The sequence below is a fragment of the Kribbella amoyensis genome, from assembly GCF_007828865.1.
GTDB classification, from domain to species: domain Bacteria; phylum Actinomycetota; class Actinomycetes; order Propionibacteriales; family Kribbellaceae; genus Kribbella; species Kribbella amoyensis.
The window spans coordinates 813,404-829,199 of the sequence record NZ_VIVK01000002.1 but is presented as its reverse complement, the minus strand read 5'-3'; the positions used below and the strand labels follow the sequence as shown (position 1 = coordinate 829,199).

The 15,796-nt window shown below is 70.6% G+C and carries 18 protein-coding genes; 5 read left to right on the top strand and 13 right to left on the bottom strand.

Annotation, left to right across the window (positions count from 1 at the left end):
* Positions 1–12: 12 nt before the first annotated feature.
* Positions 13–1,101 carry a Gfo/Idh/MocA family protein gene (locus FB561_RS34030; protein WP_238335290.1) on the bottom strand — a complete coding sequence of 363 codons (1,089 nt, stop codon included), beginning with the start codon at positions 1,099–1,101 and terminating at the stop codon, positions 13–15.
* Between the two features lie 77 nt (positions 1,102–1,178).
* Here FB561_RS34030 and FB561_RS34025 point away from each other — a divergent pair, with 77 nt between their 5' ends.
* Positions 1,179–2,324, top strand: coding sequence for an ROK family transcriptional regulator (locus FB561_RS34025; RefSeq protein WP_145814123.1), 1,146 nt, complete (start codon positions 1,179–1,181; stop codon positions 2,322–2,324).
* Between the two features lie 15 nt (positions 2,325–2,339).
* On the opposite strand, the gene FB561_RS34020 is transcribed toward FB561_RS34025, so the two are convergent.
* Together FB561_RS34020 and FB561_RS34015 are read right to left on the bottom strand one after the other, a co-directional pair.
* On the bottom strand, positions 2,340–3,344 hold the full coding sequence (locus FB561_RS34020; protein WP_145814122.1) for an NAD(P)H-dependent glycerol-3-phosphate dehydrogenase: 1,005 nt from the start codon (positions 3,342–3,344) through the stop codon (positions 2,340–2,342).
* Complete coding sequence (locus tag FB561_RS34015; RefSeq protein WP_145814121.1) at positions 3,341–4,165, bottom strand: lysophospholipid acyltransferase family protein; 825 nt, start codon at positions 4,163–4,165, stop codon at positions 3,341–3,343. Before FB561_RS34015 ends, FB561_RS34020 begins: the two co-directional genes overlap by 4 nt.
* A 16-nt stretch (positions 4,166–4,181) precedes the next feature.
* Between FB561_RS34015 and cofC the strand changes: the two genes are divergently transcribed.
* Positions 4,182–4,853, top strand: a complete 672-nt coding sequence (gene cofC / locus FB561_RS34010; RefSeq protein WP_145814120.1) for a 2-phospho-L-lactate guanylyltransferase — start codon at positions 4,182–4,184, stop codon at positions 4,851–4,853.
* A 12-nt stretch (positions 4,854–4,865) separates the two neighbouring features.
* Here cofC and FB561_RS34005 read toward each other — a convergent pair whose 3' ends face one another.
* The 6 genes from FB561_RS34005 to leuC all read right to left on the bottom strand — a co-directional run bounded on the left by FB561_RS34005 (position 4,866) and on the right by leuC (position 9,849).
* The gene (locus FB561_RS34005) at positions 4,866–5,072 is read right to left on the bottom strand and encodes a hypothetical protein (RefSeq protein ID WP_145814119.1); all 207 of its coding nucleotides are present in this window, start codon (positions 5,070–5,072) and stop codon (positions 4,866–4,868) included.
* 149 nt (positions 5,073–5,221) lie between these two features.
* Positions 5,222–5,818, bottom strand: coding sequence for an HU family DNA-binding protein (locus FB561_RS34000; protein WP_145814118.1), 597 nt, complete (start codon positions 5,816–5,818; stop codon positions 5,222–5,224).
* A 233-nt stretch (positions 5,819–6,051) separates the two neighbouring features.
* Positions 6,052–6,237 (bottom strand): hypothetical protein, encoded by a 186-nt coding sequence (locus tag FB561_RS33995; RefSeq protein ID WP_145814117.1) that lies wholly within the window; start codon positions 6,235–6,237, stop codon positions 6,052–6,054.
* A 45-nt stretch (positions 6,238–6,282) separates the two neighbouring features.
* Complete coding sequence (gene corA, locus FB561_RS33990) at positions 6,283–7,449, bottom strand: magnesium/cobalt transporter CorA (protein WP_145814116.1); 1,167 nt, start codon at positions 7,447–7,449, stop codon at positions 6,283–6,285.
* Positions 7,450–7,805: 356 nt separating this feature from the next.
* On the bottom strand, positions 7,806–8,405 hold the full coding sequence (gene leuD / locus FB561_RS33985) for a 3-isopropylmalate dehydratase small subunit (protein WP_145814115.1): 600 nt from the start codon (positions 8,403–8,405) through the stop codon (positions 7,806–7,808).
* A gap of 13 nt (positions 8,406–8,418) precedes the next feature.
* Entirely contained in the window at positions 8,419–9,849 is a 1,431-nt protein-coding gene (leuC, locus tag FB561_RS33980) for a 3-isopropylmalate dehydratase large subunit (RefSeq protein WP_145814114.1), read from the bottom strand.
* A gap of 109 nt (positions 9,850–9,958) precedes the next feature.
* Between leuC and FB561_RS33975 the strand changes: the two genes are divergently transcribed.
* Positions 9,959–10,678, top strand: a complete 720-nt coding sequence (locus tag FB561_RS33975; protein ID WP_012922430.1) for an IclR family transcriptional regulator — start codon at positions 9,959–9,961, stop codon at positions 10,676–10,678.
* Between the two features lie 12 nt (positions 10,679–10,690).
* On the opposite strand, the gene FB561_RS33970 is transcribed toward FB561_RS33975, so the two are convergent.
* Together FB561_RS33970 and FB561_RS33965 are read right to left on the bottom strand one after the other, a co-directional pair.
* On the bottom strand, positions 10,691–11,215 hold the full coding sequence (locus tag FB561_RS33970) for a 2'-5' RNA ligase family protein (RefSeq protein ID WP_145814113.1): 525 nt from the start codon (positions 11,213–11,215) through the stop codon (positions 10,691–10,693).
* Positions 11,216–11,228: 13 nt separating this feature from the next.
* A complete protein-coding gene (locus tag FB561_RS33965) occupies positions 11,229–11,612 on the bottom strand; it encodes a VOC family protein (RefSeq protein WP_145814112.1) in 384 nt (127 codons plus the stop codon).
* Between the two features lie 95 nt (positions 11,613–11,707).
* Here FB561_RS33965 and FB561_RS33960 point away from each other — a divergent pair, with 95 nt between their 5' ends.
* Positions 11,708–12,520: an alpha/beta fold hydrolase gene (locus FB561_RS33960; RefSeq protein WP_202880990.1), complete on the top strand. Its 813-nt coding sequence runs from the start codon at positions 11,708–11,710 to the stop codon at positions 12,518–12,520.
* A 9-nt stretch (positions 12,521–12,529) separates the two neighbouring features.
* Complete coding sequence (locus FB561_RS33955; RefSeq protein ID WP_238335289.1) at positions 12,530–13,372, top strand: AraC family transcriptional regulator; 843 nt, start codon at positions 12,530–12,532, stop codon at positions 13,370–13,372.
* Here FB561_RS33955 and FB561_RS33950 read toward each other — a convergent pair.
* Entirely contained in the window at positions 13,363–15,249 is a 1,887-nt protein-coding gene (locus tag FB561_RS33950) for a multicopper oxidase family protein (protein ID WP_145814111.1), read from the bottom strand. The two genes, FB561_RS33955 and FB561_RS33950, sit on opposite strands and share 10 nt — an antisense overlap.
* Positions 15,246–15,698 (bottom strand): DUF6220 domain-containing protein, encoded by a 453-nt coding sequence (locus tag FB561_RS33945; protein ID WP_202880989.1) that lies wholly within the window; start codon positions 15,696–15,698, stop codon positions 15,246–15,248. Before FB561_RS33945 ends, FB561_RS33950 begins: the two co-directional genes overlap by 4 nt.
* Between the last annotated feature and the right edge of the window lie 98 nt (positions 15,699–15,796).

The following is a 15,796-nucleotide window of genomic DNA, read 5'->3' as shown; positions in this document are numbered from 1 at the left end:
TGATGGACGGGGCTAGTGCTCGACTGCGGTCCAGGTGGCGTCCGCGGCGGCGGAGCGCAGTACCGCGTCGACGATGCGGGCGGAGCGGGCACCGGCCGCGAAGTCCGGGAGACCGTCCGGCCGGTCGTCCTGCTCGACCGCGGCGTAGCTGTCCGCGACGAAGAAGTCGAAGGCGTCCTGGTACCCCTGGGCGTGGCCGGCGGGCAGCCGGTTGATCCGGGCGGCCGGCGGGCTGAGCGTCTCGGGATCGCGGAAGAGCACCTGGTTCCCGGCGCGCCGGCCGACCCACAGCCGGTCCGGGTCCTCCTGGTCGAAGCCGAAGCTCGCGTCGGTCCCGGACACCTCGAGGTACAGCCGGTTCTTCCGGCCGGCCGCGACCTGGCTCACCACGACCGTGCCGACGACGCCGCCCTCGGTCCGGAACTGCGCGGTCGCGAGGTCCTCGGTCCGGACCTCCACGCCACCGCGGTTCGCGCGGACCGTGCGGGTCTGCGCGCTCACCGCCACGATCCGGTCTCCGGTGACGAACTCGGTCAGGTCGCACCAGTGCGAGCCGATGTCGGCGAACGCCCGGGACGGTCCACCCGCGGCGTCGTCGACGCGCCAGTTGTCGTCGTCGGCCCCCGCGAGCCAGTCCTGCAGGTAGCTGCCGTGCAGGCTGGTGATCTGCCCTGCCTCACCGGCGGCGACCTTCGTCCGCAGCTCCCGCACCATCGGGTGGTAGCGGTAGACGAACGGCACCGTGGCGACCAGGCCGGCCTCCTCCGCGGCGGCCAGCAGCCCGGCCGCGTCCTTGGCCGAGGTGGCCAGTGGCTTCTCGCAGATGACGTGCTTACCCGCGTCCAGCGCCTGCAGGGTGACCGGCAGGTGGGTGTTGTTCGGCGTACAGACGTGGACCACATCGATGTCGGCGGCCAGCAACTCGTCCAGGGTGGCGAATCCGCGCTCGGCCCCGGTCGCCGCGCGAGCGGCCTCGGCCCGGTCCGGGCTGGAGCCCACCGCCCCGACCACCGTCGCTCCCGACACCAGCGCGGCTCGGCCGTGCACCTGGCCCATGAATCCGCCGCCGACGATCCCGACCCTCAGCTTGTCTGTGGACACGCTCGGGACGCTATGTGACACTTTTGAACCCTGTCAAGCAAAAGTCCAGCGACCTCGTGACGAAAGTGGCCCGGCCGATGACCGACCTCAGCAGTTCCGCCGCCGACGCGGGTTCCCTGCTGCGGTGGTTGCTGGACGGGCAACCCCGGACCCGGGCCGAGCTCATCGACCTCAGCGGCCTGGCCCGGTCCACGGTGACCGGCCGGATCGAGGCCCTGCTGGCGACCGGTCTCGTCGTACCGTCGGGCGAGGCCGCGTCCACGGGTGGCCGGCCGCCGGCGCGGTTCCGGTTCAACCCGGTCGCCCGGCTGGTCCTCGCGGCCGACGTCGGTGCGACCCACCTGTCGGTCGCGCTCACCGACCTGACCGGCGAGCTCGTCGACCGGACCACGATGCCGCTCAACATCGCCGAAGGACCCGAGGCCGTGCTCGGCGCGATCACCCGGACCGGACGTGATCTGCTCGCCGCCGCGGGCCGGGCGACCGGCGACCTGGCCGGCGTCGGCGTCGGGCTCCCCGGTCCCGTGGACCACCGGACCGGGCGGCCGAACCACCCGCCGATCATGCCCGGCTGGGACTCCTACGACGTGGTCGGCCGGCTCGTCGAGGACTTCGCCGTCCCCGTCCTGGTCGACAACGACGTGAACGTGATGGCGCTCGGCGAGCACAGCACCCAGTACGCCGAGGTCGAGCACCTGCTCTTCGTCAAGGTCGCCACCGGGATCGGCGCCGGCGTGGTCAGCGGTGGCCGCCTCCATCGCGGAGCGCAGGGCGCGGCGGGCGATATCGGCCACATCCAGGCACCGGGGCAGACGGCGCAGTGCCGCTGCGGGAACGTCGGTTGCCTCGAGGCGGTCGCATCAGCGGCGGCGATCGCCCAGCAACTCCGGGCCGAAGGGCTGGCCGCCGAGACCAGTCAGGACGTCGTCGACCTGGTCCGGGCGGGCAACGCGACCGCGACCCAGGCGGTACGGCAGGCAGGACGCGAGATCGGGACCGTCCTCGCGGCCTGCGTCAGCCTGCTGAACCCGTCGGTGATCGTGATCGGCGGATCGCTCGCCCAGGCCGGGGACAGCCTGCTGGCCGGGATCCGGGAGGCGATCTACGCGCGATCGTTGCCGCTGGCCACTACCGAGCTGCGGGTGGAGCCGTCCCGGGCGGCCGGCGACGCCGCGGTCCGGGGCGCGGCGACGATGATCCTGTACCACGCCCTCGGACTCTGAGAACTCGCCGGGAACTCAGCCCCAGCGTTCGGACTTGGCGGACCGGGAGACCAGGCTGAACAGCATGTCCTTCGGCGTCATCTCGCCGGCCACCACCTTGGTGACGTGTTCGGCGATCGGCATCTCGACGTCGTGGTGGTGGGCCAGCTCGGTGATCGACGAGCAGGACTTCACCCCTTCGGCGACCTGCCGGGTGCCACCGGCGATCTCGGCGACCGTCATCCCCTGGCCGAGCTTCTCCCCGAAACTCCGGTTCCGCGACAACGGCGACGAGCAGGTCGCGACCAGGTCGCCCAGCCCGGCCAGCCCGGAGAACGTGTGCTCGTCGGCGCCGAGCGCGGTCCCCAGCCGGGCCGTCTCGACCAGGCCGCGGGTGATCACCGAGGCGCGGGCGTTGTCGCCGAAACCGAGACCGACCGCCATCCCGACGGCCAGCGCGATCACGTTCTTGGTCGCACCACCGAGCTCGCAGCCGATCACGTCGTTGTTCGTGTACGGGCGGAACGCCGGCGAGTGGCACAGCTTCTGCAACCGGGTCGCCGTCCCCTCGTCCGCGCAGGCGACGACGGACGCGGCCGGCTGACCCTCGGCGATCTCGCGGGCCAGGTTCGGGCCGGAGACGACCGCGATCCGCTCCGGACCGGCGCCGGTGAGCTCGGCGATCACCTCGCTCATCCGCAGGGTGGTGCCGACCTCGACGCCCTTCATCAGGCTGACCAGCGGGACCGCGGACGGCAGGACGTCCGCCCACTCGGCCAGGTTGTCCCGCAGCGACTGGCTCGGAACCGCGAGCACGACGGCCTCGGCTCCCTCGGCCGCGGCGGCGGGATCATGGGTCGCGGTGATCGCGTCCGGCAGCCGGAGACCGGGCAGGTAGTCCGGGTTCTCGTGCCGGCTGTTGATCGCCTCGCACAACGACTCCCGGCGGCCCCAGACCGACACCTGGTTCCCGGCGTTGGCCAGGACGGTGGCGAAGGCGGTCCCCCAGGATCCGGCGCCGAACACCGCGACCTTCGTCATACGTTCTCCTCGTCCTCACGGTTCTTCCGGTCCTGCTCGGCCGCCTTCTCCTCGGCCCGGGCCCTGCGCAGGTCGTACAGCTCCTTCGGCGGCGTCTCACCGCGCAGTTCGCCGACACCGGCGGCGACCGCCTTCATGATCACCTCGGTTGCCTCGTGCAACAGCTCGTTGGTGATCGGCCGGTCCCGGAAGGCACTCAGGTCGACCGGCGGCCCGGCCTTCACCCGCATCGTCTTGCGCGGCAGCAGCCCGATCCGGATCCGCTTGCCGTAGGACTCGAACACCTCCTGCGCGCCCCAGTTCGCGATCGGGATCAGCGGGCAGCCGGTCATCAGCGCGATCCGGGCGGCGCCGGTCTTGCCGGTCATCGGCCACAGACCGGGATCGCGGGTGATCGTGCCCTCCGGGTACACCCCGACGCACTCGCCCTTCTCCACCGCGGCGACCGCGTCCCGGAACGCGTCCGCGGCCTGGGCCGAGTCGCGGTACACCGGGATCTGGCCGGCGCTGCGGATGATCCGGCCGGCGATCGGCAGCTTGAACACCGACGCCTTGCCGAGCAGCCGCGGGATCCGCCGGCACTCCCAGATGAAGTAGCCGAGCACGAACGGGTCGAAGTGCGAGATGTGGTTGGTGACGAACACGACGCCGCCGCTGCGCGGCATGTTCTCACGGCCCTGGAAGTCGGTCCTGGTGAAGACCAGCATGAACGGCTTGACGATCGCCACCACCAGGCCGAACCAGAAACCCCGCCGCGGCCTGGGGTCCTTGTGCTGGCCGTCCACTACTGCCTCCTGGTGCTCGTCACTGCCCTGACTCATGGGAGAATCCTGCCTGATGGCAGACCTACAGGTCGCGCCCTGGATCCTGGTGATCCCGGTGAAGCGTACGGCGATCGCGAAGAGCCGGCTCGCTGCGGCCTACCCACAGCACCGGCCGGAGCTCGCCCGCGCCTTCGCCGCCGACACTACTGCGGCCGCGCTGGCCTCTCCCCTGGTCGCCGCTGTTCTGGTCGTCACCGACGATCCCGTGGTCGCCACCGATGTCACCGCCGCCGGGGCGAAAGTACTCCCGGACGTACCGGCCGCCGGTCTCAACGAAGCGCTCGAGCACGGCGCCGCCGCGGCCGCCGCGGAGTACAGGGGGCATGGTGTGGTGGCGTTGTCGGCCGATCTGCCGGCCCTGCGTCCGGCCGAGCTGACCGCCGCTCTCGCTGCCTGTGTGGCCGACCGGAGCTTCGTCGTCGACCTGCCCGGCACCGGGACGACGTTGCTCGCGGCGCGACCCGGGGTCGAGCTCGATCCGCGGTTCGGGGTCGGTTCGGCGCTCGCGCACCAGGCGTCCGGGGCGGTCCCGCTCGGACTCACGGCGATCGACTCGGTCCGCCGCGACGTCGACACCGCGGCCGATCTCGCGCACGCGGTCCAGCTCGGGGTCGGGCCGCGGACGGCGGACGTGATGTCGCTGGTTCTCGGTGCCGCGACCGGGACCGAAGGCCTTGCCTGCTGAGCCTTCCGGCGGTCAGGGCATCGTGATGAAGTACACGGCGGTGATCGCCAGACCGGCGCCCGAGCCGGTCGTCTCCAGCCGGACGCGCTGACCGATCCGCAGCGACCGGAGCGACGTGGAGGTCAGCTCCTCGGCGGAGAACGGCAGCTCCACACCCTGGTCGGTCAGCACCGCACCGGACCGGGTCCCGGCGTCGTAACGGCTCACGGTTGCCTGCATGGGTTCACGGTATCCCGGCACCCTGCCGTCCGCGACAAGTTGCCCACGACACCCTTCCGCCGGTGCTGCTCCGGACACGGCGAAGGCCGGTCGCCCCTGGAGTGGGGAGACCGGCCTTCGCTGGTACTGCGGTGTCGCGGTGCCGAAGGTCAGCGCGACGCGGCGCGCTTGGCCGTCGTCTTCTTGGCCGTCGTCTTCTTGGCGGGGGCCTTCTTGGCCGGCGCCTTCTTCGCGACGGTCTTGGCCGGAGCCTTCTTCGCGACGGTCTTCTTGGCGGCGGCCTTGACCGGGGCCTTCTTGGCCGGGGCCTTCTTGGCGACCGTCTTGGTGGCGGCGGCCTTGGCCGGCGCCTTCTTGGCGGCGGTCTTGGTCGCGGCGGCCTTGGCCGGCGCGGCCTTCTTGGCCGGAGCGGCCGCCTTGGTGGCGGTCGCGGCCGGCTTCGGAACGACGAGCTTCGGCAGCTTCTTCGCACCGGAGACCACGGCCTTCAGCTCCGCACCCGCGCGGAACTTCGGAACCACGGTCTTCTTGGCGCGCTTGGTCTCGCCGGTCCGCGGGTTGCGCACCATCCGGGCGCCGCGCTCGATGGCCTCGAACGCACCGAATCCGGTGATGGCGACCTTGCCGCCCTTCTTGGTCAGCTCACGCTGGACGGTGTCGATCACCGATTCCAGCGCGTGCTGGGCCTGGCGGCGGTTTCCGTCGAAGTGCACTGCGAGCGCTTCGACCAACTGGCTCTTGTTCACTGCTTCCCTCCGTGAACGTAGGCGTCGAGCACAGCGCTCGATCTCACAGGAACGTTATGGACTCAACCCGCTGTTCACAAACACCAACGCGGCAATTCGGCCTTGTTTTGGGCGATTTTGGCCCGAAAAAGCCCCGATTCGGCCCCGATCGGCCCCGGATTCCCTGCTCAGCAACGATCCGGCGACCTTCGGTGACCCCGTCCGAAGGGCCCCGAAGAGCCGCCCCGAGGGCCTCAACGACCCTTGCCGCGCAGGGTCCGAAGACCCGATCGGGCAGTGTCGAGGCCCTTGGTCACAGTGCTTTCACCGCGCCGTTCGCGCAGTGCCGTGCTGACCTTGCCGAGCAGCCACTCCAGCAACGGCACCGCGATCGCCAGCACGGCCCACATGATCAGCCGTCGCCGTAGGAACAACCACATCGCAGTCTCCTCGTCGTAGGGGTTGCCCGAAGAGTACCGCTCGGCTCACAGCCAGCCGCGACGCTTGAAGATCCGGTGCAGGCTGCCGCAGACGACGCCCATCAGCCCGACGGCGAACGGGTACCCGAACTGCCAGTGCAGCTCCGGCATCACGTCGAAGTTCATCCCGTACACCGTGCCGATCAGCGTCGGCGCGAACAGGATCGCCGCCCAGGCCGAGATCCGCTTCACCTCTTCGTTCTGGGCGTTGCTGGCCACCGCGAGCGACCGCATCTCCTCGTTCTGCTGCTGGGCCACCAGGGTCGCGTTCACGGTGAGGATGTCGCGCAGCAGTTCGCGGAACCCGTCCACCTTCTCCACCACCTGGGTGACGTGGTCGGCGACGTCACGGAGCGACCGCTGCAGTTCCTCGTCCACGCCGTACTTGTCGAACCCGGCCCGCAACGAGTCGAGCATGCCGACCAGCGGCCGGGTCGCGCGCTGGAACTCGATCACCTCACGGGACAGCTCGTAGATGCGCCGGGACACCTGCGGGTCGCCGCGGAACACCTCGGTCTCGATCTCGTCGATGTCGTTCTCCAGCCCGGCGACCACCGGCGCGTACCCGTCGACGACCTTGTCCATGATCGCGTACAGCACGGCCTCGGTCCCCTGCCGGAGCAGCTCGGGATCGCGTTCCACCCGGCGCCGGACGGCGGCCAGGTTCGGCGCTTCGGCGTGCCGGACCGTCACCACGAAGTCCGGGCCGACGAACACGTGCACCTCACCGAACTCGACCTCCTCGGTCGCGTCCCGGTAGCGCGCGGCCTTCAGGACCACGAAGAGGGTGTCGCCGTAGCGCTCCAGCTTCGGCCGCTGGTGGGCCTGGATGGCGTCCTCGACGGCCAGCTCGTGCAGGTCGAACTCCTGCGCCAGCGAGGACAGTTCACGCCGGTCCGGCCGGTACAGGCCGATCCAGGCCAGACTCCGCGGCGCCTCGTGCAGGACCTGGTAGGTGTCCGCCAGCGACTCCGGCGACGCGACCCGGGAACCGTCGCAGTAGATGGCGCTGTCGACGACGCTGTGGCCCTTGGGCTTCGGGCTGCCGGCATGGTCGGCCGGCTTGGTCTCCACGGCGGACGGCGCGGCCGTACCGGAGTAGCGACGGGCGGCGGCGCGCAGGGACGGCGTACGGCTGAACGCACGGAGCGTGCGCAGGCGCAGGTCGGACATGAGTCCTCCAGGAACGTGATGCGGTGGTGAAGTGATGGGCGTCGTCTGCCCGGCCCCCGCGGCTCACGGCCGCGCACCACAGCACACCCCTCGGCGATCTCGCGCCGGGGTGGGCTGACCTGGAAGAGGAAAGTTCAGTTGCCTCGAGGTCGAGCGAGATCGGTATGTCTGGAGGGGTCGCTCATGGGCGCCTCACCTCCTGGATCTCGCAAGCCTTGTCCGGACAACCACGCAAGGGTAACACCGGAGTTATCGCTGTTCATGTGCACTCCGTTACGCCGAGGTTTCCGGCGGACGGACAACAGAACGCCCGGACCACAGTGGGTCCGGGCGTCCGTTGCCGGAACTGCCGTGGATCAGGCCTTGGCGGGCAACGTGGCCGGCTTGAACGACGGCCGGGTCGCCTCGTACGCCTCGATCTCGTCCGCGTGCGACAGCGTGATGCCGACGTCGTCGAGACCGTTCAGCAGCCGGTAGCGGGTGTAGTCGTCGATCTCGAACGGCGCGGACACGTCACCGGCCGACAGCGTCTTGTGCTCCAGGTCGACGGTCACCTTGGTGCCCGGGTCGGCCTCGATCGCGGCCCACAACTGCTCGACCACGTCCTGGGTGACGAGCGCCGCGAGCAGCCCGGCCTTGCCGGAGTTGCCCCAGAAGATGTCGCCGAACCGGGACGACACGACGACCCGGAACCCGTAGTCCATCAAGGCCCAGACGGCGTGCTCCCGGGACGACCCGGTGCCGAAGTCCGGACCGGCGACGAGCACCGAGACCCCGCCGTACTCGGGCTGGTTCAGGACGAAGGCCGGGTCGTTGCGCCAGGCAGCGAACAGGCCGTCCTCGAACCCGGTCCGGGTGACCCGCTTCAGGTAGACGGCGGGGATGATCTGGTCGGTGTCGACGTTGCTGCGGCGCAACGGGGCCGCGGTGCCGATGTGCTGGGTGAAGGCTTCCATGGTTCCTCTGTCCTCAGACGTTCTCGGGTACGGCGACGTTCAGCGGCTGCAGGTCGGCCGGCGCGGCCAGGGTGCCCTGGACCGCGGTGGCGGCGGCGACCAGCGGCGAGACCAGGTGGGTCCGGCCGCCCTTGCCCTGCCGTCCTTCGAAGTTCCGGTTGGACGTCGAGGCACTGCGCTCCCCCGGGGCCAGCTGGTCCGGGTTCATCCCCAGGCACATCGAGCAGCCGGCGCCACGCCACTCCGCGCCCGCGTCCTTGAAGATCACGTCCAGGCCCTCGGCCTCGGCCTGCAGCCGGACCCGGCCCGAGCCCGGGACCACCAGCATCCTGGTGCCCTCGGCAACCTTCCGGCCGGCCAGCACCCCGGCCGCGGCCCGCAGGTCCTCGATCCGGCCGTTGGTGCAGGAACCGAGGAAGACGGTGTCCACCTTGATCTCGCGCATCGGCGTCCCGGCGGTCAGGCCCATGTACTGCAGCGCCCGCTCGGCCGCGACCTTGTCGTTCTCGTTGTCGAAGTCGTCCGGCGACGGCACCCGCTCCGACAGCGGGATGCCCTGGCCCGGGTTGGTGCCCCAGGTGACGAACGGCGCGATGTCCTCGGCGCGCAGCACGACCTCGCGGTCGAACGTCGCGTCCGCGTCGGTGGCCAGGCTCTTCCAGTACTCGACCGCGGCCTCCCAGTCGGCCCCCTGCGGCGCGTGCGGCTTGTCCTGCAGGTACGCGAACGTGGTCTCGTCCGGCGCGATCATGCCGGCCTTGGCGCCCCACTCGATCGACATGTTGCAGATCGTCATCCGGGCTTCCATGCTCAGCGACCGGATCGCCTCGCCGCGGTACTCCACGATGTACCCCTGGCCGCCGCCGGTCCCGACCTGCGCGATCAGCGCCAGCACCAGATCCTTGGCCGAGACGCCGTCGGGCAGGACGCCGTCGACGGTGACCGCCATCGTCTTCGGCCGGGCCTGCATCAGCGTCTGGGTGGCCAGCACGTGCTCGACCTCGCTGGTGCCGATCCCGAACGCGATCGCGCCGAACGCGCCGTGCGTCGAGGTGTGGCTGTCACCGCAGACCACGGTCATCCCGGGCTGGGTCAGGCCGAGCTGCGGGCCGATCACGTGCACGACGCCCTGGTCCGGGTCACCCAGGGTGTGGATCCGGATACCGAACTCCTCGGCGTTCTTGCGCAGCGTGTCGACCTGGGTCCGCGAGACCGGGTCCGCGATCGGCTTGTCCACGTCGAACGTCGGGACGTTGTGGTCCTCGGTGGCGATCGTCAGATCCGGGCGGCGGACCGGCCGGCCGGCCAGCCGGAGCCCGTCGAACGCCTGCGGACTGGTCACCTCGTGGACCAGGTGGAGGTCGATGTAGAGGAGGTCGGGTTCTCCGTCGGCTTGGCGCACGACATGTGCGTCCCAGACCTTTTCCGACAACGTCCTACCCATCAGACTTCTCCTTCGAGGTGTGTGGTGCGGTGTTCTCTCGCTCACACTGCTCCGGATTGGTGCGCACAAGCGACTTGCGTTCCACGATTCGAGACGGCAATATCGTCTCATGGACAACTCTAGCGGAGTCGGCGTTCTCGACAAAGCAGCTCTCGTTCTGTCCGCCCTGGAGTCCGGCCCGGCGACCCTGGCCGGTCTGGTGGCGGCGACGGGACTGGCCCGGCCGACGGCGCACCGGCTGGCGGTCGCGCTCGAGCACCACCGGCTGGTCGGCCGCGACATGCAGGGCCGGTTCGTCCTCGGCCCCCGGCTGAGCGAGCTCGCCTCGGCCGCCGGCGAGGACCGCCTGCTCGCCACCGCCGGCCCGGTGCTGGCGAGGCTCCGCGACATCACCGGGGAGTCCGCCCAGCTCTTCCGCCGCCAGGGCGAGTACCGCGTCTGTGTCGCCGCCGCGGAGCGCCCCTCCGGTCTCCGCGACACCGTCCCGGTCGGCAGCCAGCTCACCATGGCCGCAGGGTCGGCAGCCCAAATACTGCTGGCCTGGGAGGACCCGGAGCGGATGCACCGCGGCCTCCACAACGCGACCTTCAACGCGGCCGCCCTGGCCGGCGTCCGCCGCCGCGGCTGGGCCCACTCCGTCGGCGAACGCGAACAAGGCGTCGCCTCGGTCTCCGCCCCGGTCCGCTCCCCCTCCGGCAAGGTGATCGCCGCCGTCTCCGTCTCCGGTCCGATCGAACGCTTGTCCCGCCAGCCCGGCCGCATGCACGCCCCCGCTGTGATGGCGGCCGCCGAGCGCCTCTCCGAAGCCCTCCGCCGCGCCTCCGAGTAGTCAGGCGTGTAGTCAGGGCAGGTGGTCGAGCAGCCACCGCTGCCCCGTACCGCTGTCGATGAGGGCGGCGCGGTCCGCCTCCACCTCGAGCGGCAGTACGTCGTACACCGCGGCCGCCAGGACAGGGAGCGCACTGAGCGGTACGCGCGGCGCGAGGGTGCAGTGCGGCACCCAGACGCCTGGTTGGTAGTGCCGGTGCAGATCCGCGCCGGTCTCGACGACAGCTGACACCGCGCGCTCCTGGCGGGTCAGAACGTCCGCCGTGACGGCAGGGACGAGCCAGGCACGGCCACGGCGGAAGGTGCCCAGCGCATCGAAGTGCAGGCGGACCGATCCACCGTCCGGCAGCCCCGCGGCGGCCTTCGCCACCGCGTCCTGCCGCCACTCCCGCAGAACCGCCAGCGACAGGTGTGGCACGTGCCGACCGTGGGTGTGCGACCGCAGCGTCGGGACGCCGAGCTCCTCCAGCCGGACCCACAGGTTGCGGAGCATCCGTTCGGACCGCCGGTCGAACAACCAGCACACCGCGAGCGCCACAGCGCTCAGGCCTTCACTGCCCGCCGCCGTACGGCACGGTGAGGATCTCGAGGTTGTGTCCGTCCGGGTCGTCCCAGTAGAGACCGCGCCCGCCGTCGTTGGTGTTGATCTCTCCCTCGTGCCGGTGGAACGGGTCGGCCCAGTACGTCAGGCCACGCTCGACGATCCGCCCATGGATCTGGTCGAACTCCTCCTCGCTGACGAGGAACGCATAGTGCTGCCGGTGCGGCCGACCGTGGTCGTCGGCGAAGTCCAGCGTCGTCCCGTTCCCCAGCTGGACGACGGCGAACGGCCCGTAGCTGGTCGGATCGCCGAGTCCGAGGATCCCGGCCAGGAAGCGTGCGGACGCCTCTTTGTCACTGCAGCTCACGATGGTGTGGTTGAAGTCGACGGCCATACCTCAGCGTAGGGGGCGCGTCGTGCCTTCGGGTACGACGAGTGAGCGGACATTCGTCCAAGACCGGCCGGCGGCAGCCCTTTAACGTCTCGCGCATGGTTCGACATGTGCCCAGAATGCAGGTGGTCCACGACGGCCCCGAGAACGCGTCGCCGTTGCTGCTGATTCATGGATCGGGGGCTTCCGGCGCCACCTGGGCCCCGATGGTCGGCACACTCGCCGGCCGGCATCACGTCCTCCGGGTCGACCTTCCCGGATGTGGGCAATCGTCACCGGCACCGACGTACGACGTACCCGATCAGGCGGCTGCGATTGCTGCGCTGCTCGACGACCTCGCGCTGCGGAACGTGCCCGTGGCCGGGCACTCGAGTGGCGGCTGGGTCGCGATCGCGCTGGCCGACAAGCGCCCCGACCTGGTGGGCTCGCTGGTGCTGATCAGTACAGCGACCGGACTCGATGCTCAGCAGCCGCAGCCCTTCATCCTGCGCGCCCTGCTGGCGCCACCCTTCGGGCCACTGCTCTGGCCCCTGCGGTCGGACTCGATGATCCGCAAGGGCATCGGGGCAACGACAGCTCGCCCGGTGGAGATCCCGGACGACGCGATCGCCGATCTGAAGAACATCACCTACCGCACGTTCCGGAAGGTCCTACGCTGCAACGGCGCGTACGTCGCCGAGCGGAGCACGCCCGATCGCCTCGCCGACCTCGACGTCCCGGTGCTCGTGATCTTCGGCGCCGCCGACCCGCGGTACTACCCGGAGTCGGCGCGGCAGTACGAGGCGGTACCGAACACGCGGCTCGAGATGCTGCCCGGCGTGGGGCACATCCCCATGCTCGAAGCGCCCGAGGCGACGAGCGAACTGCTGCTGGGCTTCACGGCGGCGGCCGCGGACAGTCCCACTTCGTAGACTGATCACGTGCTGTCGACCGAGGCATCGCCCAGCTGGAGCTGGTCGGACGTGGACATCACCCTCCCACGCCTGTCCGCTCGGCTGCCGGGCATCAGCATGGCCGGGTTCGGCGTCCGTTCGTCCGCGTTCGTGGACATCGCGATGGTCGCGCACCCGTCCGTCACCCTGATCGTCGATCTGAGCGACGCCGGCGGCATCGTCTACGACGCCGAGGGTGGGCGCCGACGGGGCAGCGTCGTCGCTGGCCTGCTCCCCGGTCAGCTCCGGGCCGGCGGATGGCGCGGAGAGTGTCTCCAGATCCGGTTGTCGCCGGTCATCGCGGCGGCGGTGCTCGGCGCCTCGACCGAGCTCACCGGGACCGTGGCCGCCCTGGACGAAATCTGGACCCGCGATGGCAGCCAGTTCGAGGACCGACTGCGCTCCACCACCTCGTGGGCCGAACGGTTCACGATCGCCGCCGACGTCCTCAGCCGCCGGCTGGACGCGCGGCCGTCGGTCGATCCGGAGGTCGTCCACAGCTGGCAGCGGACTGTCGCGCACCGAGGTCGGGTCCGGGTCGACGGCCTGGCCGACGAGGTCGGCTGGAGCCGGCAGCGCCTGTGGTCCCGCTTCCGGTCGCAGCTCGGGCTCACGCCCAAACGCGCCGCGCAACTGGTGCGCTTCGACCACGCCGCACACCTGCTCGCGGCAGGTCACCCGCCCGCGAGCGTCGCCGCCCAGAGCGGGTACGTCGACCAGTCCCACCTCCACCGCGACGTCAAGGCCCTCACCGGAATCACTCCCGCTGCCGTAGCCACAGCGCCCTGGCTCGCGATCGACGACCTCGCCTGGCCCGCACGTCACCTGTGACCCGTCCCCGTGTGGGCGAATGGTGACGTGATGGCGTCGTAGCCGAGGCGAAGCATCATTCCCTGATCTGCGTGCGGCAGGTTGTGGCAGTGGTTCATCCACAGGCCGGGGTTCGTGGCTCGGAACGCGACCTCCCAAACCTCGCCCGGCCGGACGTCGAAGGTGTCCACCCACAACGGACTTCCGGTACTGCGCCTGCCGTCCCGGGACAGGATCAGCACGGGGTGTCCGTGCAGGTGCCACGGATGATTGGCGAGGCCGCGGTTCACCACTGTGAACCGGACGAGGTCGCCCTCGGCGACCAGGTGATCGGGGATCGACGGATGACCCCGCCCGTTGGCGTACGCCGGCCGCCCGTCGACCATCGCCAGCCCTCGGTCCAGGACCAGGGTGAAGTGCCGATCAGTGGCGAACGGCGCGGCTGTCCGCGTACCGTATCCGAGCAGGTCGAGCTCAGCACCGGTCCGGTACGACGGTTCGGCCGTCGCGTCGTCCTCCGGCCGCAACAGCAGCCCCTGGCGCGGGTCGTCGTCGACCACGAGAGCCACCGAGGTGGAGGGCATGGCGAACGTGACGTCGTACCGGCCGCCTGCGGGCAGACGGAGGGCCACGTCGCTGACTTCGCCGGGTCCGTCGAGGTCTCGTCCGTCCACCGCGACGACCCGGAACGGAGTGCCGGCCAACCCGAACCGATGAGGCTCGGAATCGGTGTTGACCAGCCGCAGCCGAACCGCGGTACCGGGCGTGATGGTGCGCTGCATGCGACCGTCCTGCCCTCCGATGAGCAGCGTGCCGTCGAGGGTGTGGACCGGCAGCGTCAGGTCAACGGACTCAGCAGGCGGAGTCCGCGGACGGACCACGAGAGTGCCGTACAGCCCCATCCGCACACCGACGGCAGATGCCTGGTGGGTGTGGTACCAGTACGTCCCCACCTGGTCTGCCCTGAAGTGGTAGACGAACTCCTGGCCTGGAGCCACCCAGTCCTGGGTGAGACCTGGAACGCCGTCCTCGCCACAGGCCACGTCGTAGCCGTGCCAGTGGATCGTGACGCCGTCGTCGATGTCGGCGTTCCGGAGAGTCACCTCGATCAGGTCGCCCTGGTTCGCTGTGATCGCGGGCCCGGGCAGTTGCCCGTCGTACGTCCAGGCCCGGAGCCGGCGGCCCGACGGAAGTCGCACCGTCGTCTTCTGGGCGGTGAGGACATGGCGTCGAGTAGTGCCGCCCAGAGCCGGAGTGAGCTCTCCGCGCAGGTCCGCCACCGACAGCAGGTGATGGTGAGCAGGGCCTTTGGCCGACTGAGGAGCCCTGAGAGACAACGCTGCCCCACCGGCCACGACCACACCTCCGGCCAGCGTCAGGACCTGCCGACGGGAGAAACGGGGCGTCTTGCCGGAGGTTGGGGCCGTGTCGCCGTCCAGGACACGAGCTGTCAGCAGGACGGCGAAGCCGACAAGCGCGACGGTGATCAGGGCTGCGCCCCACGTGAGCGGGTAGCCGACGAGATAGGTCACCGCGAGCCCGGCCAGCGCGGTATAGGCAGCCGTCAGCAGCGCCAGGACGCCGCCCGCCGGTACCTCGCTCGTCCCGGCCCGCCAGGCCGCCATGAGCGGCCGCCCGGCGGACAGAGCGGCCACCAGGGCGGACGCTACGAGCAGCGGCAGGCCGAGCAGCACCTTGTCCTGGACGAACCACCAGCCGGCGCTCGCAAGTGCGGCAACACTCGCCGCTTTGGCCACCGTGGTGACCAGAGCCGCCGCGAGCAGGGCCAGCGCCGGCCGCACCCGGCCGAAGGCGGTGGTGATGCCGGCGGCGAACCAGAGCGCGACGTTCAGCACGTCGATGCCGTTGGCCAGCAGCATCCAGTGCAGCGTCGTCATCGCGCCGGCCGGGCCGACCGCTCCCGCGATCGGGTCGGGCTCGGTTCGCCACCCTTGCCGAGTGCGCCGACCTGGGCCTCGACCCGGCTGATCGTGAAGGCGATGGCGACGGCGTTGATCGCATGCAGCCCGAAGACGAGTTTCGCCGTCGTGCTGGTGGTGCCACCGGAGCCGTCGATCGCTCCCGCGGTGACCGCGATCACGATCTGGAGCAGCACGAGACCGGCCACCAGGCCGGTCCCGCCGATCAGCCGCCCTGGCAAGCGGGCCGCGGCGGCCAGCAGGGTGAGGAGGACAGCGATCAGCAGAATCCCGTAGCCGAGCGCGCGATGTGGCGCGAACGACTCGTCGCGGCCGGCGGCGTCGAAGGCGCCCATCCCGGCGAGGAAGAACTGCAGGACGATCGCGAGGACCAGCAGCGTGGACAGTGCGGAGAAGAGCTTGCGCATGGCAGCCATGCTCAGGGCCGGACCGGCTGCCTGGCTTGGACGAATGTCCACCCCCGCGGACAAGACAACAGCCGGATCCCCTAAGGGATCCGGCTGTT

Bases quoted from the DNA above. Each gene is read 5' to 3' on its own strand.
- FB561_RS33960 (WP_202880990.1), top strand. From the start codon at position 11,708: ATGGTTCGACATGTGCCCAGAATGCAGGTGGTCCACGACGGCCCCGAG.
- leuC (WP_145814114.1), bottom strand. From the start codon at position 9,849: ATGGGTAGGACGTTGTCGGAAAAGGTCTGGGACGCACATGTCGTGCGC.
- FB561_RS33975 (WP_012922430.1), top strand. From the start codon at position 9,959: ATGGACAACTCTAGCGGAGTCGGCGTTCTCGACAAAGCAGCTCTCGTT.
- FB561_RS34020 (WP_145814122.1), bottom strand. From the start codon at position 3,344: ATGACGAAGGTCGCGGTGTTCGGCGCCGGATCCTGGGGGACCGCCTTC.
- FB561_RS34005 (WP_145814119.1), bottom strand. From the start codon at position 5,072: ATGCAGGCAACCGTGAGCCGTTACGACGCCGGGACCCGGTCCGGTGCG.
- corA (WP_145814116.1), bottom strand. From the start codon at position 7,449: ATGTCCGACCTGCGCCTGCGCACGCTCCGTGCGTTCAGCCGTACGCCG.
- cofC (WP_145814120.1), top strand. From the start codon at position 4,182: ATGGCAGACCTACAGGTCGCGCCCTGGATCCTGGTGATCCCGGTGAAG.
- leuD (WP_145814115.1), bottom strand. From the start codon at position 8,405: ATGGAAGCCTTCACCCAGCACATCGGCACCGCGGCCCCGTTGCGCCGC.
- FB561_RS33995 (WP_145814117.1), bottom strand. From the start codon at position 6,237: ATGTGGTTGTTCCTACGGCGACGGCTGATCATGTGGGCCGTGCTGGCG.
- FB561_RS33945 (WP_202880989.1), bottom strand. From the start codon at position 15,698: ATGCGCAAGCTCTTCTCCGCACTGTCCACGCTGCTGGTCCTCGCGATC.
- FB561_RS34025 (WP_145814123.1), top strand. From the start codon at position 1,179: ATGACCGACCTCAGCAGTTCCGCCGCCGACGCGGGTTCCCTGCTGCGG.
- FB561_RS33965 (WP_145814112.1), bottom strand. From the start codon at position 11,612: ATGGCCGTCGACTTCAACCACACCATCGTGAGCTGCAGTGACAAAGAG.
- FB561_RS33950 (WP_145814111.1), bottom strand. From the start codon at position 15,249: ATGACGACGCTGCACTGGATGCTGCTGGCCAACGGCATCGACGTGCTG.
- FB561_RS34015 (WP_145814121.1), bottom strand. From the start codon at position 4,165: ATGAGTCAGGGCAGTGACGAGCACCAGGAGGCAGTAGTGGACGGCCAG.